We start from the raw sequence: 23,421 nt of genomic DNA on the forward strand, positions 1-23,421 counted from the left end.
CCATGCAGGATCTTGCGACACGCCACGAGGATTTCATCGACGAAACCGGCCTGGACCGGCTTATCCACAGCCATGTCCAGCAGCTCGATGCCGATGAGGACTACTGGTTCCAACTACGTGGGCACAGCCTGAATCCGCTCGTCGATGCGGCGAACTCGCTACTGGGCATGGTGGTGAGGGTGCGCCAGCTCGAGACACTGGATAACGTGGAGCGGCTCTACCGCCAGGTCGTCGACGAGGTCACCTCGATCGATGTCGAACTCGCCGAGCAAGGCTATGAAAGAGCCACCCTGCTGGCCTACCGCTATGTGCTGTGTTCGTTCATCGATGAAGCCGTGATGAGTACCTCCTGGGGCCAACATAGTGCCTGGGCAGAGCACTCGTTACTCACCCGCTTTCACAATGAGACCTGGGGAGGCGAGAAGGTATTTTCCATCCTTTCCCGCCTTCAGCAGGAGCCACATCGCTATCGCGACATGCTGGCCTTCATTTACCTGTGTCTGTGCCTGGGCTTCGAGGGGCGTTATCGGGTGATGTCATACGGACGCGACGAGTACGAGCAACTGGTGCGCAACCTCGGCGATCAGCTTGCCGGACTCGGCGAGCCCCCTCAGGAAACGCTCACCTCCCCCTTGGATAATGTCATCCGTCATGGGCATCGGCGCCGTCGTGGCCTGCCAACCTGGGGCGTCTTTGCCCTGTTTGCGCTAGCCATGACCGGTACGTATGTCGCACTGGCCTGGTCACTCGGCCGGCAGGCCGATGCCGTCATCGCCCTCCTCGACCAGTTGCTCTAGGAAACCGCCATGCTCAGGATCGAACTTCCCTCGCTCATTGGCCGCCTCAATACCATCGCTCGCCAGAGTCTGGAGCAGGCGGCCAGTTACTGCGTCGAGCGTCAGGCCGCAGAAATCACCGTCGGACACCTGTTGCTGGCCTGGCTGGGCCAGCCGCTATGCGACGTGCGCGTTCTGCTCGACAGGCAGCAGATCGAGGCTAACAGCCTGCGCTTGGCGCTGGCCGAGGATGCCTCACCGAGCCGTGAACAGCATGATGTCACGCCCAGTTTCTCCCCGCTGCTTGTGGAGCTGCTGCAGGATGCCTGGCTACTCTCTTCCACCGAGCTCGAACAACCCCAACTACGCAGCGGCGCGATCTTCGTCACGCTGTTGCATGATACGTCTCGCTACCTGGGACCACGCAGTGTCTCGCTGCTCTCCACGTTCAACCGAGAAAGCCTGCGTCGCGACTTCTCGCGCCTGACGGCCGGTTCGGCAGAAGCCCCGCAGGCGGACAGTGAATACCAACCCGCCCAGCACAAACACTCCGCCACTGATAACAGCGCCCTGGCACGCTTTGCGACCTCGCTCACCGAACAGGCCAGGCGCCGTGAGCTCGACCCCGTACTGTGTCGTGACGCCGAAATCGATCAGATGCTCGATATTCTTGGGCGGCGGCGCAAGAATAACCCCATCGTGCTTGGCGAAGCCGGCGTCGGCAAGAGCGCCGTCGTCGAGGGGTTGGCGGCACGCATCGTGGCCGGCGAGGTTCCCCCGGCCCTGGTCGACGTCGAACTCTTGTCACTGGACCTGGGCGCCCTGCAGGCCGGCGCATCGGTCAAGGGCGAGTTTGAGAAACGCCTAAAGGCGGTTATCGACGAAGTACGTCATGCCCCGCGCCCGACGCTGCTGTTCATCGACGAGGCGCATACCCTGATCGGCGCCGGCAACCAGGAAGGCGGCGCCGACGCGGCCAATCTGCTCAAACCTGCTCTGGCGCGTGGCGAGCTACGCACCATTGCTGCCACTACTTGGCGCGAATACAAGAAACACATCGAGAAAGACCCGGCACTCTCCCGGCGCTTTCAGCCGGTAATGCTCAATGAGCCCAGCCCCGAGCAGGCACTGAGCATACTGCGTGGCCTGCGCGATACTTATGAACGCGCCCACGGCGTACTCATTGGCGACAGCGGCTTGCGCGCCGCGGCCCAACTCTCCGCCCGTTACCTTGCCGGACGTCAGCTACCCGACAAGGCCATCGACGTTCTGGATACTGCCTGCACCCGACTGGCCCAGGCGCTGGAGACACCGCCGCGCCGGCTTAGCCATCTGCGCAGCGAGCATGTCGCGGCTCTTCGTGAGCGTGACCAGCTCGATCGTGAAGCCCTGCTGGGTCGAGTGCCGGATACACGTCACGACACGGAACTCGATGCCAGGCTGACACGGATCGGCGAGGAACTCGCCGCACTCGAAGCCGCCTGGCAGACTCAGCGCGAGTGTGTCGATGCCATTCTTGTGCTGCACACCCAATTGCTTGGCGACGATACGCTACCGCCCGACGTGGCTGACCCTGAAGAGCTCGATGCCGCCATCGAGTCCGACGCCTACGGCGTGCCCCGTCACCCATTGCATACCGAACTGCTCGAACGCGAGGCAGAGCTTGACGCGCTGCAACGCGAGCATGCCCTGCTCAATGCCAGTGTCGAGGAGTCACAGGTCGCCCAGGTCATCGCCGATTGGACGGGAATCCCGGTCGAGCGCATGACCCGCGATGAACTGACCCGCCTCACCGAACTCCCCGAGCACCTGGGAACCCTGATCAAGGGACAGGACAGCGCCATCGAACGCCTGCATCGTCATCTTCTGACGGCTCGCGCCGACCTGCGTCGTCCGGGACGCCCGCTGGGGGCGTTCCTTCTGGTCGGGCCGAGCGGCGTCGGCAAGACCGAGACCGTGGTCCAGGTCGCCGAGCGCCTGTATGGGGGCCGCCAGTTCCTGACCACCATCAACATGTCCGAATATCAGGAAAAACACACCGTCTCGCGCCTGATTGGTTCGCCGCCAGGCTATGTCGGCTTTGGCGAAGGCGGCCTACTGACCGAGGCGATCCGCCAGCGTCCTTATTCCGTTGTGCTGCTCGACGAAGTCGAGAAGGCCCATCCCGACGTGCTCAATCTGTTCTATCAGGCGTTTGACAAGGGTGAACTCGCCGATGGCGAAGGCCGCCTGATCGACTGCCGCAATGTAGTGTTTTTCCTGACGTCCAACCTTGGCTACGAAATTATCGTCGAACATGCCGACGATGTGCCGCGCATCGATGCTGCGCTCTACCCCGTGCTGGCCGGATTCTTCAAGCCTGCCCTGCTGGCCCGCATGGAAGTGATCCCTTACTTTCCGCTGTCTCGCGAAACGCTGTCTGACATCGTCAATGCCAAGCTCGGCGCACTCGCCACCCGTATCCGCGAACGGCATCGTAGTGCCGATGTCAGCCTGACTCCGGCATTGACCGATGCTATCTGCACCCGGGCCACGCGCAGCGAGAATGGTGCCCGCATGCTCGAATCGATCATCGACGGCGAGGTATTGCCCGACCTCTCGCGCCAGTTGCTCGATACGCTGGCGCGAGGCGACACGGTACGCCGGGTATCGCTTGACGTATGTTCCGACAGCGGCCGTTTCCTGGCATCAGTGGAGTAAACGGCGATGAGTCTGAACGGCATGGATCTTGCCCTGGCCATGGTCAGTAGCCGCAATGTGCGCCAGCTCGGCGAACGTGGTTGCCAGGCCCTGCGTAACGCGCATGCCCTGACCTGGGTCAGCTGTCTGGAACTTGACGCCAATGGACGGCAACTGTGGATCGACGATGAAGAGACGCCGCTGGCCTGCGACGATTTCAGCCATCCCTATGCACACGCCATTCATCGCGGGGCACCGATCCGATTGACTCTCGGTGATGCCCGATCGCGCCTGGATCATCCCGCGTTCCAGGCCCAGGTAGCGACGCTACCCGGCCACCTACAGCTGGAGATCCGTCCGCTGCGCGCGGCGGACGGCGCCCGTGAATGGCTGGGTGTTCTAGCCCTGGCAGGCAGTGGCGGCATTCTCGACAATCTGCTTGGCGACAACGGTTTCGCGGCTTTCGAGACGCTGCTCTGCCAACTATGGGTGGGACGTACGCGCCAGCTCGACGAGAGACGCGACAAGGCCCGGTTGCGCGCCTCACTGGACACCCTCAACGATGGAGCGCGGCGGCGCTCGCTTAGCGAGCGGCTGGCCGATGACCTGCTTGGCCATTCATCCTGCATGACGGCACTACGCGAGCAGATCGTACGTGCCGCCGAGACCTCATTGTCAGTCCTGCTGCAGGGCGAGACAGGCAGCGGCAAGGATCGTGTCGCTCGCGCCCTGCATCGCCTGTCATCGAGGGCCAAAGGGCCTTTCATCGCGCTCAACTGCGCGGCCATTCCCGAAACGCTTCTGGAGTCCGAACTGTTCGGCCACGTCCGAGGCGCGTTTTCCGGGGCAGACCAGTCACGCCAGGGTCTGCTGGGCGAAGCGAATGGCGGCACACTATTCCTCGACGAGATTGGCGACATGCCGCTGACACTGCAGGCCAAGCTGTTGCGCGTTCTGGAAAGTGGGCGATACCGGCCCTTGGGCGATAGCGAGGAGCGCCGCGCCGACCTGCGCCTGGTCGCTGCCACTCACCAGCCTCTGCACGAGCGCATCCGTGAAGGGCGCTTTCGGGCCGACCTTTACTACCGCCTGGGCCAGTTTCCGCTGACCCTGCCACCGCTTCGCGAGCGGCGTGACGACATTCCTCAGCTCGCCGCCGCGTTCGTCGATGATTTCTGTCGTCGCGAGAAACGTCAGGAACTGGGGCTCACTCCGGCAGCCCTGCGTCTGCTGCGCGAGCGTGACTACCCGGGCAACGTGCGTGAACTCCGCAATATCGTCGATTACGCCTGCGCAGTGACGCCGCCGGGGCGGGATATCGAGCCATCCTGCCTGCTCGACATTGCTCCCGTACGTCAGGCGTCGGGGGACCCTGAAGAGACGCCCCATGACGCCAGGGAACGCCCCGTCAGCCGGAACATCTCCGATTTGCGCCAGGCCCTGCGAGACTATGAGGCCCACATCATCAGCGATTGCCTGAGCCGCTATGGCGGCAATCGAGCCCTGGCTGCCAAGCATCTGGGCTTGCCCAAGCGCACGCTGGCCTACAAGTGCCAACAACTGGAGCTGGCCGGCAAATGATGCATCGACTCGGATTGTCCGGTGTTCTCGGGGCAACACTCCTGCTTCTGGCTCCGCCTGCTCTGGCGCAGGAAAAAGATCGGCTGGACGCCGCCCTTGGCTGTGCCGAGACATCGTCGCGACTCGCGCGGCTGCACTGCTATGACGCCCTGTTTCGTGGCAACGACACCATCAACCAAACCCACGATCCCCGCCCAGCCCAATGGTATCGGGTCCAGGCGATGGAACGTCACCGCCAGGAGGACGATTTCTCCGTGCGCAGCGAAGTACAGGACAACGGCGACGTACTGATGAGCGCTCCCGCTCTGGGCACTGTCGTCCCACGTCCGCGACTGGTCATAAGTTGTGAAGACACCATTACCCGCTTCCAGCTTCACCTCGAAGCGCCACTGACCGAAGGACGCACCCGGCTGCGCCTGGATACCGGAAATGCCAGCCTCGAACAGGAATGGCGGATTCGCGATGGTGGCTACGTTGTCAGTGGAGGCCGCGGCCTGCCAGCCATCGACACCCTGCGTCGCCTACTCGATGCCGGCACGCTGACCCTCGGTAGCGACATTGCCTCCCTGGATGGGCTGCGCTTCGAACTACAAGCGCTGCGCACGCGGATCGCCCCGCTGCGTACGGCCTGTCACTGGTAGAAGAGCCATGTCATACATCACGACTCCATCCCAGCTCGAGCCGGTCCTCGCCCCTATCGGCGGTGACACCGGCGTGGGCCAGCGCATCGACGAACTGCCGGACTATGCCTGGCTCGATGAGGAAATGATGAAGGTCGGCTCGTTGCGTCACGGCGAGGTCGACTGGACCGGTGCCGAAGCGCGTGCCATCCGCCTGTTGAGCGAACATGGCAAGGACCTCAAGGTTCTGGGGCATCTGCTGCACTGCCTACAGCAGACGGGGGACGCCGTGCGCTTCATGCTGTCACTGCGACTGCTGAACGACGTGCTGGCTGGCTGGTGGCAGGATGCCTGGCCATTTCACGGGCCGCGCGGCGTACGTGCTCGTCAGCGGTTGTTCGTGCAGATCGCCCAGCGCAGCGCAAAACTGGGCAGCGCACTGGACTTCAGTGGCGGTGGCGACGCAGAGCGCGAAGCCTGCCAGGCAGCCTGCACACAGCTCATCGAGCAAGCCGACCGACAGGCGCTGCCGGTCGATGACCTGGCAAGCCTTCAACGTACCTTGAGCGAAACGCCCGTTGTTTTTCTTTCGTCGCCAGCCGCCGAAGCGTCGTCCACGGCCCCGCCAGCAGCCAGCCCCAGCAGCGATTCCTTCCCTGCCATTGCTTCCTCGGCCAAGGCCCCCGAGGTGCGCCTGGAGAGCGGTAACGAGCGCGGCAATCGCCAGGCCCTGCTCAGAATGGCCGACTTCCTCAACGAGCAGGCACCCGGCGACCCACTCGGCTACCGCCTGCGCCGCCACGCCATCTGGCAGGCCATACATAGCCTGCCAGGCACCCGCGACGGCCAGCGCACCGAGCTGGCCCCCGTATCTGCGGACCGCACCGCTGACTACCGGGAGCGACTGAGCCGCGATGTCGATGTTCCTCTCTGGCACCGCATCGAAGCCAGCCTGGCCGTCAGTCCCTATTGGCTGGAAGGGCACCAACTAAGCGCCAAGGCCGCAATGGCCCTTGGGGAATCACGCTGCGCCGAGGCCATTCGCGAGGAAACCTCACGCCTGCTCGAGCGTCTTCCGGGCCTGGCGGAACTGACCTTCAACGACGGCACGCCTTTCGTCGACGAGACCAGCCAGGCCTGGTTGAAGGAACCCGAGGCACGTTCCATCCCGCTGACGGGCGGACAGGGCGATCCCTGGCAAGCGGGCCTGGCAAGCGCTCGTGAACGGCTAGCCGATGCCGGGCTACAGGAGGCACTTGCCGTGCTCGACCGTGGCTTGGCCGAGGCGCACTCGCCCCGTGATCACGCCTACTGGCGCCTGGCCAGTGCGGAACTTCTCGAAGAAGCCGGCCTTACGGCCCTGGCACGACAACACTATCGGGCCTTGCAACAGGCCCTGGCGGATATCGACCTGGCGCACTGGGAGCCGGCCCTGCTGGCTCGTCTCGAGGCAGCACTGGCGACCTGACAGCGCAACGCAAGAACAAGGGAAACATCATGGGGAACATCATCAAGGCCGGTCTGAGCCGTTGGGTGCCGGGAATGTCTCGCGTCGAGAGCGGCGTCAACCAGGCCGGGATGCAGGCCAACCGGACGCAGTCACTGGCCAAGCGTGCACGCGGGCTGACATTGGCATTATGGGGGTTGCTGACACTGATCGCCCTCGCAGCGATCTGGTGGCTGGGCCCGGCATGGCAGGTCGGCGAAGCCCATCTGCTGGCCCCGTGGCTCAACCGCCTGCTGGTCAGCCTGGGGCTGGCAATCCTGGTGTGTATCGTCTGGGGAGTACGTCTTTCCCGAAGGCTGCGTGATCTACGCGATGCCCAGGCCCACCGCGAGCGGCTGCAGATCGACCCTGCAAGCGCAGAGATCGAGCTGCAGGAAGCCTCGCTCAATGCGACCCTCGCGCAATTGAACGATAGCCTCGGCGGCAGTCGGAAGGCCCGCTACAAGCTGCCCTGGTATCTGGTGATGGGCGTCGAGAACGCCGGCAAGACCAGCCTGGTCAACCGTTCGGGCCAGAACTTCGCCCTGACCCAGGTCATGAAAGCCTCCGGCCAAGGCAAGCGCACCCGCTATGGCTTCGACTGGTGGATTGGCGAGCAAGCCGTGCTCATCGACCCCGATGGCGAATTGCTGACCCAAGGCGCGCTCAATGGCGGTGCGCCCGGTGAACTGGAAACGCGGCTATGGGATCACTTCGTCGCCTGGCTGGAGCGCGAACGCACCCAGCGCCCACTGGACGGCATCGTACTGGTGCTCGACCTGTCCCGTCTCAGTCACGCCAAGGTCGGTGTGCGCAAGGCCTACGCTGCATTGCTGCGCGCTCGCCTGCGCGAACTCATGGAACGGTTTTCAGCGCGCCTTCCGGTCTACGTCACGTTCAGCAAGATGGACCTGCTGCACGGTTTTGACGATTTCTTCCGCCACTACTCGCGCTCGGCACGCCGTGCCCCGCTGGGATTCACTTTCAGCCCTGAATCGCTCGACACGCCTGGGCAATGGGAAACGGAATTCGCCGCCGCCTACGACTGTATGCTCGAACGCCTCAACGGCAGCCTGCCGACCCTGCTGGCCGAGTGCCGAGACGCGGAAGAACGCGAATCGGTTTTTCGCTTTGTGCGTCAATTGGCTGGCCTGCGTGACGTCCTGCTCGGCTTCCTCAAGGAGGCCCTGTCCAGCGACCGCTATTCCACCGCTGCCCTGGTACGCGGCACCTACTTCACGTCGGTCTATCAGCAGGGCGTCCCCGAGGACCCGTTCGTCGATGCTGCCGCCCGCCGCTACGGCATGAGTGACAGTGTGCATCCAGCGCATCGTGCCACACGTTCCGCGTTGTACTTCACCGAAGACCTCTTCGCGCAGGTCATCTATCCCGAGGCCGGCCTGGCCGGCGACAATGCTCGCGCCGCTCGGCGCCAGCGTCGGGTACGTCACATCAGCGCCCTGGCCTGCCTGTTTGGCGGTGCCATGCTGGTCGGCGGTTGGAGTCATTTCTACCAGAAGAATGCCCAGGCGTTGGCTGCCGTAGAGGCCAAGGCACAGGCCTTCTCCTCGCAACGGCCCAGTACCCTGCAAAGCGATGACCCGACGGGCTATGCCCTGCTGGAGCCGCTTGACCGCCTGCGCAGCGCCACCTTCGAATTCGAAGGGTATCAGGCGCAGTGGCCGGCCGTGGCCGACATGGGCCTCTATCAGGGCGACACCATCGGGCACGAAGTGGAACGCGCCTACCTCGACATGCTCGCCTATCGCTTCCTGCCTGCGCTGATGCTCGGTCTGGCCGATGACATGAACCGCGCGCCTGCCGAAAGCAACGAAAAGCTCGCCCTGCTGCGCATCGTACGCATGCTCTCCGATGCCAGTGGCCGACAGCCGCAGCGTGTGCACGATTTCATGGCCGAGCGCTGGCAGCAAGTCTTCCCGCATCGCGGTAGCATCCAGGCCCGACTGCTTGATCATCTCGACTATGCATTGGCCCACACTGACCTGGAAGGCGAGGCGATTGCCGGCCAGCAGCGCGCAGAACTGGCCATGGCGCCCGTGCGTGGCAGCATCCAGGCTGCCCAACAGGAGCTTGGGCGCATGCCGATGGATGAACGGGTCTACCGCACACTGGTCGCCGGCAGCGCCCAGCGCAGCGGGGCCCATCTCGATTTACGCCAAGGCGTAGGTCCGGCCTGGAGCACGGTTTTCATGCCGCGGGATGACGATCCAGCCGCTGTCATTCTACCCAGCCTGGTAACGCGCGATGGCTTCGAGCATTACTTCCTGCACAAGGTGGAAGACGCCACCGACCTGGCCCTGATCGACCTCTGGGTAATCGGCCGCCGTGACGACATCGATTTCAGCGAGGCCGACAAGCGTCGTCTGAACGATGCCCTGCGCGAGCGCTATGTCAGCGATTATCGCGTCACTTGGCGCGACGCCCTGGCACATGTCGATCTGGTACCGCTGCCCGATATCGACCAGGCCATTGTGGTAATGGACACCCTGCTCGGTACCAGCCAGCCACTCGACCGGCTGCTCGGCGAGGTCACGCAGCATACCCAGCTCTATCCCGAGCTGCCCGCGGATGACGCCAAGGCCCGCCAGGCCCTGGAGCAGTCGCCCCGCTATCGCCTGGCCGCGGATATCGACAAGCCGTTCAATGACCTGAGTCAGTTGCTCGTCGCCGATGACGACCGCCCGGCTGCCCTCGACGAAATCAAGACAGCCATCACCGCCCTGCGCGATTATCTGCGTCAGATCCAGACCGCCAGTGACCGCGGTGAGGCTGCCTTCGTTGCCGCTCGTGACAGGCTGGCGCTGGGCGGAGGCGACCCGATCCATGCCCTTGAGCGTATCGCCAAGGACGCCCCGACTCCGGTCGATCACTTGCTTGCCGATCTGGCCGACCAGAGCTGGCAACTGCTGCTGAACGATGCCGTGCGCCATCTGGAGCGCCAGTGGCTGGATGATGTCGTGACACCCTATCAGCAACGCCTGGCTGGCCGGTATCCGATCGACCCATCGGCTCAACGCGACGTCGCCCTGAAGGATTTCGAACGCTTCTTCGGCCCCAACGGCACGCTGGACATTTTCTACGAGGCCAACCTGCGCATTTTCCTCGAAGCGGCTCCCGAGCAGTTGCAGGACGCTCACGGCAATCCGCTGGTACAACCGGGCATTCTCGCCTCGCTGGAACGCGCGAAACGCATCCGTGAGGCCTACTTCGATGCCGACGGCCTGCTTGATGTCGAGTTCAGCCTCGAGCCGATCAGTCTGACCCCCGACAAGCGACGTAGCGTAATCAGTGTCGATGGCCAGCTCATCGAGTACCTGCACGGGCCACAGAATCGGGTGCCCATGATCTGGCCGAACAGCCTGCGCAACCTCAACGAGAGCCGGGTGACCCTGGTGCCCAGCCAGGTCAATCGCTCGCCTCGCAGCTTGCGCTACCAAGGCGCCTGGGCCTGGTTCCGCCTGCTCGACGACGCCGAGGTCACCGGCATGGGCGAACGCGAGCTTGAGCTGCGCTTCACGATCGATGGTGGTGCCATGCGCTATCGCTTGCATGCCGAGCGCTCGCCCAATCCGTTCACCCGCTCGCTCACCGCCGGATTCCGGCTGCCGACCGCCCTCTATAGCCAGAACTACGCGCGGGGAGACATCATCGATGCTAGCCGGTCTTGATCGCCTGTTCCGTCGACGCCGCGTCGCGTCCCTGCCTGACACCGAGGCATCCGACACCGCGACGGCAGCCGCGACTCCACCGTCGCTTAGCCTGGTACCGGCCTGCGCCGATGATATTCCACGCTTTATCGAGGCGGCACGGCATGCCGCCTCGTACGGCCATGCTCCCTGGGTACTGCGCGAACAGCGCCACATCGACACGCTGGAGCGTGCCGTGGCCTTTACCGTCCATCGCGGACGTTGGCTGCAACGCACCGATGACGGTGTCGAGCATTGGCAGGGCAAGCTACTCGCCCTGCGCCATGGCAATGCGCCGCCGCTCGGCCTGATGCTGGTCTGTCGCCCCGATGAGGAAGCCGCCTGGCAGGTGCGCTTCTTCTGCATCGAGACCGCCTGGCAGGGCCACGGCCATGGTGCCCGCCTTCTGGAAGCTGCCCGACAAACGCTGAGCGGCGCACCCCTGCATGTCCGCCTGCCACTGGCCTGCCATGCCGCTACCACAAGCCTGACTGCCGCCGGTTTCGAGCAACGCCATGTCGATGCGTTGGAGATTGCCAGCTTCGAGGCGCCGGCCCAGTGGGATTGATTCACCGAATTACGGATACACGCAATTAAGGACGACAGGATGGGACGCAAGATCGTACTCGTCGGTGACCTCGGTACCGACCATGATGGCTTTCCCCCCACACCCGTCACGGCCGGCAGCCCCACGGTGATGATCGATGGCAAGCCCGTGGCTCGCCTGGGCGACCCCCTGGCACCGCATGACAAGCCTAATCATGGCCCGCATCCCAGAACCATCGCAGAAGGATCGGGCAGCATTCTGATTGACGGCAAGCCCGCCGCACTCACTGGACACGCAGTGAGCTGTGGGGGCGTGGTGATCGGTGGGGCGAGTGCAGTCGGCGGGGAGTCCAATGCAGGTGCGTTGTCTTCACCGTTTTCCTCACCGGACTCTACGGCGGCACAAGCTTCTGCATCCTCGACTGCCGAAACAGTCGAAACCCAACCAATAGTTCTCGGCATGAGCGAGGCCGGTAAACGGTGGCTGATGGATGTCGAGCAGTTACGTTTGATGCCCTATGACGACCAGACTGGGCGCGAAATCACTTCATGGGTGGAAGGAGCCACGATTGGGTATGGTCATCTTATTCCAGTCTCCAAGTGGTCCGTGTATCGGAAGGGGATTGTTAAAGAGCAAGCCAAACTTCTCCTAGAGGGGGACTTGGAAAGTTATATCCAAGCAGTAAATAGTGAAATTACAACTCCCTTAACCCAACCGCAATTCGATGCCGCGGTCATCTTGGCATACAACATCGGCATTTATGGTTTTACAACTTCGTCCGCCGTCAAGCTGATAAACGACCCTTATGCAACAACGCCCTACCCGACTCTTGAGGCGGCTTGGAAAGCCTGGAATAAGTCGCAAGGCATTATCAATCAGGGCTTGATCAACCGGCGTGACGCAGAATGGGACATGTATGACAAGGGAGTTTATAGAACATGGTGAAGCGGTATTTTTCCATAGCGTTTTTCGCCCTCTTCTTCACGATGCCAACAGCTACGTTAGCAAACTGCAATTGTGCGCGCTTGCAAGACACATTTGCTGAATACCTTACGGTTGACGTCAGTCGCTATCAGGGAGGCCTGACGCCACGTGCCGAAGCCACCAGCCACATTGATGCAAAGGTTATTGTTTCTGAAGACGTATTCATTCTTTGGGACGAGGCACGCTATGACACACCTCATTATGAGGTGATCTGTCATCGTGTTCCTCAGGAAGAGGGGGAGGTTCCTCTGGCCTCCGAGAGGTGGGGGAATTTTTATGGCTTCGGAATTGATAGAGAAGTTATTAAGTTGCTTTATGTAGCATCATCCAGGGGTGAAGGCCCACAGTATCGCTTCGAAATTGTAGGTGATGAACTTTGGGCATTTCTCGATGGGTGGTTCTACCGAATGGAGCGCATTTCACATGATTGAGAATGCTTTCTTAAGCATGGCTTCTGGCGAGACAGAACTCACATCGGGGACCTGCTCATGAGTGGACTGCAATTTAGCCTTCATTTGGCGGGGACCGAAACCCTCGACTTGGCGGTCATCGAATTCGCCCATCGCGAAGCGCTCTCGTCGCCCTTTGAGCTGACCATCGACTTCGCCAGCCAACGCCACGACTTGGCACCCACCGACTGGCTCGACCGCGAAGTGACCCTGAGCGTGTGGCAGGATGGCCAGGCGCTGCGTCGCTTTCATGGCATCGTCAGCGAGTTCGCCCAGGGCGACCGCGGCCATCGTCGGACCCGCTATTCGCTCGTCGTGCGCCCGGCGCTGTGGCGCCTGTCGCTGCGCCATAACTCGCGTATCTTCCAGCACGTCTCGCCGCAGACCATCATCAACACCTTGCTTGCCGAGCGCGGCATCACCGATGTCGTCTTCGCGGTGACCCGCGAGCCCGCCGAGCGCGAGTACTGCGTGCAGTACCGCGAGACCGACCTGGCCTTCGTCGAGCGCCTGGCCGCCGAGGAAGGGCTGTTCTACTTCCATGAATTCGAGGATACCGTCGGCGGCACGCATCGCCTGGTCTTCGCCGATGCCCCGCAGGCCCTCGCCGCGCTGGGACCGCGCACCTACCACAGCCGGGCCGGCGGCACGGCCCCGACCCGCCACCTGCGCCGCTGGCGCCAGACCGCCCGGGTACGCCCGGCCAGTGCCCAGCTCAAGGACTATTCGTTCAAGCAGCCCGCCTATGCGCAGTTACATGATCAGCTGGCGGACGGCTTGAGCGAGCACGCCCAGCGCGACGACTATGAACATTACGACTACCCCGGGCGCTACAAGGCTGATGCCAGCGGCCAGGCCTTTACCCGGGTCCGCCTGGAACACCTGCGTCGCGATGCCGTCACCGCCGAGGCCCAGAGCGACCTGCCGGAGCTCTGCCCGGGCACGACCTTCACCCTGACCGACCACGACAACGCCGCGCTCAACCGCGACTGGCAGGTGCTCGGCGTGGTCCATGAGGGCCTGCAGCCCCAGGCGCTGGAAGAAGATGGATTCAACCAGGGCGGGCAGCCAGGCCTGCAGGGTCGGGCAGGCTCGGAAGCCATGACCCGCTACGCCAACACCCTGACCCTGGCCCCCGGCGATCGTGCCTGGCGGCCCACGCCGACTCCCAAGCCGCGCGTCGATGGCCCGCAGGTGGCCTTCGTGGTCGGCCCCGAAGGCGAGGAGATCCACTGCGACCCGCACGGCCGGGTCAAGGTGCAGTTCCCCTGGGACCGGTATGCCCAGGGTGACGACACCAGCAGCGCCTGGCTGCGGGTCAGCCAGGGCTGGGCCGGCGGCGGCTACGGCGCCATGGCGATACCTCGCATCGGCCACGAGGTGATCGTTTCGTTTCTCGAGGGCGACCCCGACCAGCCGCTGATCACCGGGCGCACCTACCATGCGGTGAATACCCCGCCCTACCCGCTGCCCGAGCACAAGACGCGCACCGTGATACGCACCCAGACCCACAAGGGCGAGGGCTTCAACGAGCTGCGCTTCGAGGACGAGAAGGACCGGGAACAGATCTGGGTGCACGCCCAGCGCGACCTGGAGCTGCTCACCGAGCACGACCGCACCGAGGAAATCCGTAACGACAGCTTCCTCAGCGTCAAGCGCGACCGCCTCGAGGAGATCGACCGCGACACGCACCTCACCGTGCATGGCGAGCGACGTACCCGGATCGACGGCAACGACCACCTCAGCATCGGCCAGACCCGCCACGAAAAGATCGGCCGTGCCCAACTGGTCGAGGCCGGCAGCGAAATCCACCACAAGGCCGGCATGAAAGTCGTGATCGAGGCCGGCGCCGAAATCACCCTCAAGGCCGGTGGCAGCTTTCTGAAGCTCGACCCCAGCGGCGTGACCATCGTCGGGGCCAGCGTCAAGATCAACTCCGGCGGCAGCCCGGGCAGTGGCTCGGGGCAGGCAGTCGAGATGCCGGCGTTGCCGAGGGAGGCGGAGGCCGCACCACAGTTCAAGCCGATCCAGGCACCGCAACACGCGGCTCTGCTACAGCAGCAAGCGTTATGCCCCGTATGTGAAAAGGATGACAGCGCGTGACGTATAGGATGCGTTGGTCATTCTCCCAAGAGCTAACGGGCGGTACGTGGTATTGGCCGGAAGAACAGCAGGCGTTCTTGCTGCTTGACGGTGTTCGAATAAAGGAGCTGCCACGGCGGCTCTATGAATGGTCCGACGGCCGACTGGAAGCGGATCTGCTCTATGCCGGCACGCCTTGGTCCAGCGTCAGTAACGTTTCGCCGTGGCTGGTGCAGCTATCGGGGTCCGACGATCCCATTCTGCAGCACTACCTTGCAGAGGGCCTCAAACCGGAATGGGGCTATCTCATCATCAGCGAGGCCAGTCTGCTGGAAATGGCTGACCATCTGCGACGCCTGATCCAGGTAGTGCATCCAAACGGTGCTCCGATGTTGCTGCGCCTAGCTGACCCCGCAGCCATAACGGCGCTACTCTCCCCTGAAAGCTCGCCCGCTCAAGCACCTTGGGGTCCTATCGGCAAATTGATCGCGCCTAATGCTGTAACCGAAGAGTGGGAATGTTGGTCACCTGTCCAAGATGAAGCCGCTCCACTTTTACCCGATATCGAGGGTTATCACCTTACGGATGCGCAGCTAAAACGGCTTCAGGGCTGCGATTTGCGCCGGGATACACGCCAAATAATGGCCTTCGTAGACCAGCACTGTCCTGGCTGGTTGCCCAATTTGGAAAAGTCTCAGCTATACGATCACCTCACCAACATTATTCAAGAAGCCCGTAGTCTAGGCTTTTCGGCACCAAGAGAGCTGGCCTTGTTATGCACTCTGATGGCCCGCCTCGGCATTACGACATGGCGTGGTCATACCAACTCTACCGCTTATCACAGCCTGATCGATACGCGCTTTAGCACGCTCGAACGACTCGAAGTCGCTCTGAATGCGGCAAATCCCCCTCAATCCCACGTTACGACATAGGAATCCACTACATGTCTGCGTTCGAGCGACTCACCGATGATCGAGAGGACGGTACGCTGGCCGCTTATGAACTCTCGCCTCGCAATAGCGAAGAAGGAGCGACCTGTCCATTAATCAGCGGCAAGGTACAACTACTCCCTTTACGTTATGGTCTGGTCGAGGAGTTGGAGCCGGGTTGCTCGACACCTTATACCTTAAACGCACGACCACTTGGCATACGCCTGCTGCGTAATGGCTTTCTCTATGTGCTGGATGGAGAAACCAACGAGCTTGCCGAATACGAGTTTTGCAATCAGGGCGATACGATTACCGGCGGTAAAATTGAGTACGAGACGGATCGGACACTTTATGTTTGCTTCTCGGAAGTGCAATGGACCGACGCCAAACGCGCCCAAGTGCTGGAAAGCGAGCAAGATCGCGAAGCTTATATGCAGTCAATCGATCTCTCGGGCGCCAACCCCCTTTTCGGTGGCGGAGAGCACCTGATTACCACGGCCCAGGCAGAAGAATGGGTGGCCGAATTCGCTGAAGATGCTGCGCTGGAAGCCCCCGAAGGCGGCCACGAGCAGGAAGGCGAGACATACCACTGGGAGAACGAGCCCTATTACTACAAGACACGACTGGGTAAATTGCTCAAACAGCATCAGGCCGAGGATCGCGACGAGTGCCTGTGTCTGGTTGTGCGCGACGATATCGGCGTGATGCGCGACCTGGCTAACTTCCAGGACAACGTGGTGGACTGGATTGCCGACTGGGCCAATGAGAATGAAGGAAGGACAGAAAGGGATTATCTGCTGGCCTGCTACATCGAGTCTCTTTCCCAGTTGAAGACGGCCTCACTGGATGACCTTCGTCAGGTATCGGAGAATCCCGATATCCAGGCCATGTGGGACGACGTTGCCGCGCTGGAGGAACCGCGGCAATCGGAAATTAAGCAGGCGTTACTCGACTTCCTGAATCAGGATAGCAACAGCGGCGATTTACCCGAGCCCTATGATCCGGACCTGCCCACGGAACTCAAGGAGCGCTTGGCAGCCATTCGCGAGGGAGCCAACCTCACCAATCCCTATGATATTGCTCGCCAGCTTCGCTCAGAAATCCATCGGTATTATGTCACGGAGAGTTTGAGCACGACGCTTGGCCCTGATTTTGTATCCCGCCATGGCGATGCCCTGCTGGAGTTGAAGAAACAGCACAATGAGAAACTCAAGGCATTGCTGGAAGGTAGCCAAATCGGCCAACGGGGTATCAATGAGTTGATCGATCGTGAACGCATGGATGCGTTTCTTGCCGAGCAACGGCCCAAGCTACAGCGCTGGAATGCCTTGCTGGATGCCATCTCCAACGATCGCGCTACTATGCTGTGCAATCATCGCTTCCACACAGCAGCCTGGTATTTCGATGCTCAGGACTCGCAGCAAGTTCATGATGCCTTTAGAGCGCAATATGGCTGCCTGAAGGATATTTGCCGCAGCGACGAAGTGACCGAAAGGCTCGCCGCGTGGCTCGAAAAAGTACCGCAGTTTGATCGGCCTTTGTTTTATACCCTACCGCTTGCCGATCAGAATGATCTTGCTGGGCAGTATTCGACCATCACCAATGCCGGCTATGGCACGCTGCTCAAGGCGCAGGATCTGATTGATACATTGACATCGATAGAATCAGGACGACTACCGGCGATAGATGAGCTGCCCGAGCACACCCAGGCCATCGCCGAGAGTGCCCAGCAGTCCTTCGCTCCAGCTATCTCGCGCGGTATCGCACAAGTCATGGATGAGCTTTACCAGAGTATCGGTAGCGACAGAATTCCCGATCTTGATGAGTTGTTCCGTCGCCTGCCCAAGGCTCTGCCAGCGAGAATCCTCGACGCCGCCCATCGCACGGGCGCCAGCTTCGTGGTGGCATCTCGTGAAGAGATCGAGAGCTTTCGTCGAACCCTACAGCGTGTCTTGGCGCTGCGGGAGGAACTCGACACTGTTCGCAGATGCCGTAATGCGGTCAAGGCGAGCGCCGGGCACCGCTCCCCCGAGGCGCAACGCCTGCTCAATGAGTTCAAGCACCTCCGGCAGGAACTGCAGATGGTGCATGAGCCGGCTCTCGCCCGCGCGCTAAGCCCAATCAAGGAGCTCCCCGAGAGTGGCGTGCGTATCGTCGGCGCCGCACCTGGTCGTGCCGGCCTGACCCTGGTACTGCCGGTGGCGCAGCAGGCCGAGGTAGGTGGGTTGATACGCAACCTGCGACAGGGGATTGCCGTAGCGCCCAAGGTGAATCTGGCGGGGGATGGGCTGGGCTTAGTGGTGTTTACGACCCAGTTGTCATTACTGATTAATTCAATATCAGAGGGATGGCAAAGTTACCGAAGTGATCAAGATGTGAAGTGGTTACCAATAATAAATGGCATTATCGCTACTGGCAGTGCAGGGTTTCTTTCTGCTCAGAGCATCATGGATACAGCTCTTGGTGCCCGGTCGAACGCTCTTGCCAGTGCCTTGAATGACACTGGCGCTCAGGGTGTGAACGCGTCCCTCGGAAGACTACATATTTTTCTGGGGATTTTTACATACACGTTTGGCGCAATTGCTTCGTACTCTAGTTTTACCAACCGGTACGGTACATGGCAGGAGGCTATCCGCAGTGGGGACCGTAGCGCTCAGAACGCTGCCATGGCGAGCATGGTCGGGGCGGGCGGAATGCTGGGGGCCAATATCTATGGGCTGGCCAACACGCTCCATACCGGTTACATGGTAGCTTTTCGCGGTGTTGAGTGGGCCGCCGCCGGTGCCCGCTTGGGAGGCGTATTCTGGCGTTTCAACCTTGCTGGGGCGCTATTTACGATTCTCGAGTTGGGTGGAAGCTGGCTCCATAATTATTACAGCACTAGTCGCCACGATGAGTGGCTGCTCACCACCCCCTGGAGTCAGGACATGGCTAAAACCCGTGATGATTCGCTGGAGGAGTATCAGACGCAGCTACAAGCCATTGCCCAGGCACCTAGAATCAATGTCACGATCACTGAATTTGATAATTGGTGGAGGAACCGCATGGAAGGGCCGGAGTCGGTCGGCTTTGGTCTCTCCTTGCCGACTATTAGCCTACAAGACCTCTCTGCACCTTTTGACGGCAAGGCGCCGGTGCGCCTTTTTCTGGGCGGCTACCAGGTACAGCCTGAGCATCGCGGGAGGGACTATCGTCCAGCTTATTGGGTTACTGCCACTGACAAGATCGTTGAAAACTTGACTCTCATCGATCCAGCGCCACTCGTACTTGGCTTTCCTCGCCCCGAACCACTGAGCTCAATAGCCAGGCGCGCCACCGATGCCGTTGTGGCAGTTCGGCTGGAAGTACTGGGCAGCGATGGCCAGTATCGAGCCAGCGATTACCATGTTCGCGTTTCTCCCTCTGGCGGCGCAGGTGCCTACACCCCATCAGACATTGATATTCGTGGTGAGCAGGCACCCTGGCAGCGCATCGACCCACTTCGTTTCACTTGAACCAAGGCACTCTTATGTCTGCCAAGCAGCCCCAAACACCGCGGCCCGATATGGCTCAGCCTCACCGTGCCGGCGATATAAAACCTTTTCCAGATGGCAAGGTCAGCTATCTGTCGCCGGCCCCCCTGCCCACAGGAGCTGCGCCATTGGATTTCAACCAGGCCATCGGTGAAGTGAACGAGGCCTATCTGGACTTCGGCGGAAGTCTGCCCACCCCCTTTACATGGCAATTCACTTTAGGGGGACCCTTTATTAGTTTTTTAATGCTCGCATTCTTATTTCCTTTTCTTGGAGCAGTTATTTTTTTTATTGTTAGTAAAGATGTTCAGTTTTTCTTGGTGGGGTGGAATGGTCTCTCTGAGAGGATGTTTAACTTGGCGCTAGGGGGAGGGGGGGGGGCACTAGTTCTAGCCTTAGCAATCAAAGCCCACTTTCACTTCAAGTTCCGCGAGGATGTTCCCACCCGCTTCCATCGCCAGCGCCGCGAGGTAGCCTTTGCCCCGGGTGGCGGCAAACCGCCGATCATCGTGCCCTGGGAGAGCGTGGCGGCCTGGGTGACCCAGGCTCAGGGTGCCACGCAATACGGCGTGCAGCGTCAGTATGGCCTGGGGCTGGGCTTCATCGATGCCGAGACGGGCCAGCAGCATTTTCTCGAATTACCGCAGCCCGGCATGCCGCTGGCGATGGGGCTCTGGGAGTCGGTGCGCGCCTACATGGAATACGAGGTGCATACCCGCGAGGAAATCCAGGATCCACATGGCCTGCACTGCCCCGGCGATCCGCCCTACGAAGGCGTGCATACCTTCCACCACGCCCGTCGACGCCTTCACCGCCGCTATCGCGAGGGCGAGATCGGCCTGTTCAAGGTCACCCTGTGGTACCTGTGGCACATCCTCGACTTGTGGACGATTCCTTTCCATCTCGCCGAATGGGAAATCCGTGCTATTCAGAAGGCCGAGCGCAAGACCCTGCCGGAAAGCCTCGATGCCTGGTCGCAGCCGTTGCCCAAGAGCGAATGGGCCCAGCCCAGCGAAGAATTGAAGCGGCTATCCACCAAGGTCAGGGCACTGCACAAGCAGAACCCTCAGCGGCCGATCACTGAGATATTCGCGGAGGTTTATGAGGCCAAAAATCTGACAGCTTGACGCTCATACCCAGCGACTTGTGCCCTACTTCCAAGCCGCGTGTCGATGGCCCGCAGGCGAGGAGATCCACTGCGACGCCCACGGCCAGATCAGGTGCAGTTCCTCTGGGACCGGTATGCCCAAGGTGACGACACCAGCAGCGCCTGGCTGCGGGTCAGCCAGGGCTGGGCCGGCTACGGCGCGATGGCGATTCCGCGCATCGGTCATGAAGTCATCGTGTCGTTCCTCGAGGGCGATTCCGACTAGTCGCTGATCACCGGGCGCATTCAGACCCACAAGACCGGAGGTAGCTTTCTGAAGTTCGATCTCGACGGCGTGACTATCTTTGGGGCCAGCGTCAAGACCAATTGCGGCAGCGGCTTGGGTCAGGCAGTCGAGTTACTGGTGTTACTTCCAGAGCCTGACCGGTGTCTAGAAAACCTTGGGCGATTCAAATCGTTTTCCGTAGCCCCGCTACTTATCTTCGAAGGAAATTCATTCTTTGTAGTCGAACTACAACGACTCGTGCGGCTAATGGCGCTTTGTCGGATATCTCCCCCTGCCCCATAGTGAAACCACGATGTGAGGCAAGGGATCGCTACCTCGATTCTCTGACCTGACATCCGGCTACACCCTGAGCGTCATGTACTTAACAATCCAGGCGCCAGGCGCGAAGGTCTTGGAACGTTGATGACCCTGTCGCAGTGCAGCCTTGGGTGCTTACCCGGCCCGGCATGCGTAGCCAAGGCACCAGAACGCCATCGGAGATGGCAGCCCAAGACAGGAATTCCCAGGGTAATGATGACCTGGCATGAGGATACAACCATGAACTGTACCCAACTGACACAGCAAGCCGACCTTATCGCAAGCACGTTCAGCAAGCAGGACCTGGCCAAGGTGGTAGTAGCACTGCAAGCCAGCGGCAGTTGCCTGCAACAGGCCGTCGAAGTGCTCGACACGATCAATGCGTGCCAAGGCTACACCCTCGATCAGGCATGGGATGAAGTACTCGCTGGCGAGACCCATGTCATGAGCGCCAACGACGAATAATCTTTCCCCTCGATACAAAGACATACCCCAAAGAGAGCCGAGGCAGCGCTGCCTCGGCTCTTCTTTTTTTCATTGGTCTGTGTTCGATGTCTGCGAGCAGCTCGATTCGGCTTAGAACTCAGCCCATTCTTCCTCTTGCTTGATGGCACTTTGCTTGAGGGATTTTTTGGCGGGCAGGGCCGGCGCCTTGGCTTGGGGCTGAGGCAATGCCTGGGCCCTCGGGCGCGTCGCTCCGCCCGACTCGGCAATCCGGAATGTAGCAATCAAGTTGGCAAGCTGCTGTGCCTGCTCTTCCAGCGAGGCAGCCGCGGCACTGGTTTGCTCGACGAGTGAGGCGTTCTGCTGGGTCACGGAGTCCATCTGGGTGATGGCGACGTTGACCTGCTCGATGCCGCTGTTCTGCTCTTGGGTAGCCGAGGAAATCTCGGACATGAGCTTCGAGACCTGGCGGATCGAGGTAACCGTCTCGTTGATGGTCACGCCACTGCGCTCGGCTTGCTCGGCGCCGGCTTCGATCTGGGTCGTGGTGGCCTCGATCAGGGTACGGATTTCCTTGGCGGATGCCGCGCTCCGGCTGGCCAGCGAGCGAACTTCATTGGCCACTACGGCAAAGCCACGGCCCTGCTCACCGGCACGTGCCGCTTCGACCGAAGCATTCAGCGCCAGAATGTTGGTCTGGAAGGCAATCGAGTCGATGACCTCGATAATGTCGTTGACCTTGCGGGCGCTCGCGGCAATGTCGCGCATCAGGTTGACGGTCTGTTGCACTTCCTTTCCGCCGTTCTCGGCTGCCTGGGATGCCAGCCCCGACAGGCGATCGGCTTCGACGGCGGAATCGGTGTTATGACGCACCGTCGAGGCCATCTGTTCCATGCTGGATGCGGTTTCCTGAAGTGCCGAGGCTTGTTCTTCGGTACGCGACGACAGATCCTGGCTACCAGAGGCAATCTCGCCGGCCCCAGTGAAGACGCCATCGCTGTTGCTGCGTAGCGACGTCACCAGCACTGTCAGCTTTTCCTGCATGCCTCTCAGGCCCGCGTACAACTGGCCGATCTCGTTGGTGCCCCGGTCTTCGACCTTCCCGGTCAGGTCGCCCTTGGCAATTTTGTCGAAATGGGCAAGAGCGCCGTGCAGCGGACGAATCACGATCCGGATCAGCCCGATACGCAGCACAATGGCCGCACCCAGCGCCAGGATGAGTAACACTACCCCGGTGACTTCAATAATGCTGCTGGTGCGGTCGGTCTTGGCGATCAATTCCTGGCCGCGCGTTTCCGCGTAATTGATAAAGTCCTTGATGGCGTTATCGAACGCAACGGAACGTTCGGTGAGATCCCCCTGAGCCATGCGGATCTCGAAGCGCTGGGGGTTGGCCAGCAGCGGCTCCATCGTTTCGATGACCAATGCGTTGTATGCCGCCTTGATGGCGTCCACATAGGGATCACGGCGGCTATTATCACCGACCGGGATGGTTTCAAACGTTGCGAAGCGTTCCTTGGCACGCTCCAGCGCCTTCCTCGCATCAACCGGCAACTGCTGCACCTGCGCATCGTCCTGGGTGGCGGCACTGGAGGCATACATTTCCAGCATGACCCGGGCGCGCAGGATATTGACCTGGGCGCGATTGAGCGTATTGCTCTGCTTGACGTTGATTTCTCTCAGTTCATCGAGAGAATCACCACTGACATCGTTTGCATAGAAACCCAAGCCGCTGATGGCGGCACTCAAGGCGACCAGCAGCACAAGGGCTGCGGTCAAAGTGCTTTTCACTGACCAGTTCTTCATATTCTTCTCATGTCGTCGCTACAGGCCGGAGAGTAGCCAGGGGTTACGGCCTGATGACGCCTATCGGCAAACCCGAAGAATAGTGAAGAAGAATCTCCTCATTAAATTCACTGTTGGTGTGTGGGAAA

16 protein-coding genes are annotated in these 23,421 nt (G+C 61.1%); 15 read left to right on the forward strand and 1 reads right to left on the reverse strand.

Annotated elements, in window-relative coordinates; genetic code table 11:
- Positions 1 to 2 precede the first annotated feature (2 nt).
- The 15 genes from icmH (at position 3) to BM194_RS17655 (ending at position 21,508) form a co-directional block, all read left to right on the forward strand.
- Positions 3 to 797 (forward strand): type IVB secretion system protein IcmH/DotU, encoded by a 795-nt coding sequence (gene icmH / locus BM194_RS17580; RefSeq protein ID WP_092849533.1) that lies wholly within the window; start codon positions 3 to 5, stop codon positions 795 to 797.
- A gap of 9 nt (positions 798 to 806) precedes the next feature.
- Positions 807 to 3,476 (forward strand): type VI secretion system ATPase TssH, encoded by a 2,670-nt coding sequence (gene tssH / locus BM194_RS17585; RefSeq protein ID WP_092849535.1) that lies wholly within the window; start codon positions 807 to 809, stop codon positions 3,474 to 3,476.
- A gap of 6 nt (positions 3,477 to 3,482) precedes the next feature.
- The gene (locus tag BM194_RS17590; RefSeq protein WP_092849537.1) at positions 3,483 to 5,036 is read left to right on the forward strand and encodes a sigma-54 interaction domain-containing protein; all 1,554 of its coding nucleotides are present in this window, start codon (positions 3,483 to 3,485) and stop codon (positions 5,034 to 5,036) included.
- Positions 5,033 to 5,677 carry a type VI secretion system-associated protein VasI gene (gene vasI / locus BM194_RS17595; protein WP_218155421.1) on the forward strand — a complete coding sequence of 215 codons (645 nt, stop codon included), beginning with the start codon at positions 5,033 to 5,035 and terminating at the stop codon, positions 5,675 to 5,677. Before BM194_RS17590 ends, vasI begins: the two co-directional genes overlap by 4 nt.
- Before the next feature lie 7 nt (positions 5,678 to 5,684).
- Positions 5,685 to 7,124, forward strand: a complete 1,440-nt coding sequence (tssA, locus tag BM194_RS17600; RefSeq protein WP_092849539.1) for a type VI secretion system protein TssA — start codon at positions 5,685 to 5,687, stop codon at positions 7,122 to 7,124.
- Between the two features lie 29 nt (positions 7,125 to 7,153).
- Positions 7,154 to 10,831 carry a type VI secretion system membrane subunit TssM gene (tssM, locus tag BM194_RS17605; protein ID WP_092849541.1) on the forward strand — a complete coding sequence of 1,226 codons (3,678 nt, stop codon included), beginning with the start codon at positions 7,154 to 7,156 and terminating at the stop codon, positions 10,829 to 10,831.
- Entirely contained in the window at positions 10,815 to 11,417 is a 603-nt protein-coding gene (locus BM194_RS17610) for a GNAT family N-acetyltransferase (protein ID WP_092849543.1), read from the forward strand. Before tssM ends, BM194_RS17610 begins: the two co-directional genes overlap by 17 nt.
- A gap of 39 nt (positions 11,418 to 11,456) precedes the next feature.
- A complete protein-coding gene (locus BM194_RS20805; protein ID WP_218155422.1) occupies positions 11,457 to 12,341 on the forward strand; it encodes a type VI secretion system PAAR protein in 885 nt (294 codons plus the stop codon).
- Positions 12,335 to 12,811: a hypothetical protein gene (locus BM194_RS17625; RefSeq protein WP_092849545.1), complete on the forward strand. Its 477-nt coding sequence runs from the start codon at positions 12,335 to 12,337 to the stop codon at positions 12,809 to 12,811. Before BM194_RS20805 ends, BM194_RS17625 begins: the two co-directional genes overlap by 7 nt.
- Positions 12,812 to 12,868: 57 nt before the next feature.
- Positions 12,869 to 14,932, forward strand: a complete 2,064-nt coding sequence (locus BM194_RS17630; protein ID WP_092849547.1) for a type VI secretion system Vgr family protein — start codon at positions 12,869 to 12,871, stop codon at positions 14,930 to 14,932.
- Between the two features lie 8 nt (positions 14,933 to 14,940).
- Positions 14,941 to 15,843, forward strand: coding sequence for a DUF4123 domain-containing protein (locus BM194_RS17635; protein ID WP_143097621.1), 903 nt, complete (start codon positions 14,941 to 14,943; stop codon positions 15,841 to 15,843).
- Positions 15,844 to 15,854: 11 nt separating this feature from the next.
- Entirely contained in the window at positions 15,855 to 19,334 is a 3,480-nt protein-coding gene (locus tag BM194_RS17640) for a toxin VasX (protein WP_092849551.1), read from the forward strand.
- Positions 19,335 to 19,708: 374 nt separating this feature from the next.
- Positions 19,709 to 20,479, forward strand: coding sequence for a hypothetical protein (locus BM194_RS20965; protein WP_244891002.1), 771 nt, complete (start codon positions 19,709 to 19,711; stop codon positions 20,477 to 20,479).
- A 93-nt stretch (positions 20,480 to 20,572) separates the two neighbouring features.
- Positions 20,573 to 20,725, forward strand: coding sequence for a phage baseplate assembly protein V (locus BM194_RS17650; protein ID WP_422730676.1), 153 nt, complete (start codon positions 20,573 to 20,575; stop codon positions 20,723 to 20,725).
- Positions 20,726 to 21,283: 558 nt separating this feature from the next.
- Entirely contained in the window at positions 21,284 to 21,508 is a 225-nt protein-coding gene (locus BM194_RS17655) for a hypothetical protein (RefSeq protein ID WP_092849590.1), read from the forward strand.
- A gap of 111 nt (positions 21,509 to 21,619) precedes the next feature.
- On the opposite strand, the gene BM194_RS17660 is transcribed toward BM194_RS17655, so the two are convergent.
- Positions 21,620 to 23,293: a methyl-accepting chemotaxis protein gene (locus tag BM194_RS17660; protein ID WP_092849553.1), complete on the reverse strand. Its 1,674-nt coding sequence runs from the start codon at positions 23,291 to 23,293 to the stop codon at positions 21,620 to 21,622.
- Positions 23,294 to 23,421 lie beyond the last annotated feature (128 nt).

The organism is Modicisalibacter xianhensis, assembly GCF_900113605.1.
Lineage (GTDB): Bacteria > Pseudomonadota > Gammaproteobacteria > Pseudomonadales > Halomonadaceae > Modicisalibacter > Modicisalibacter xianhensis.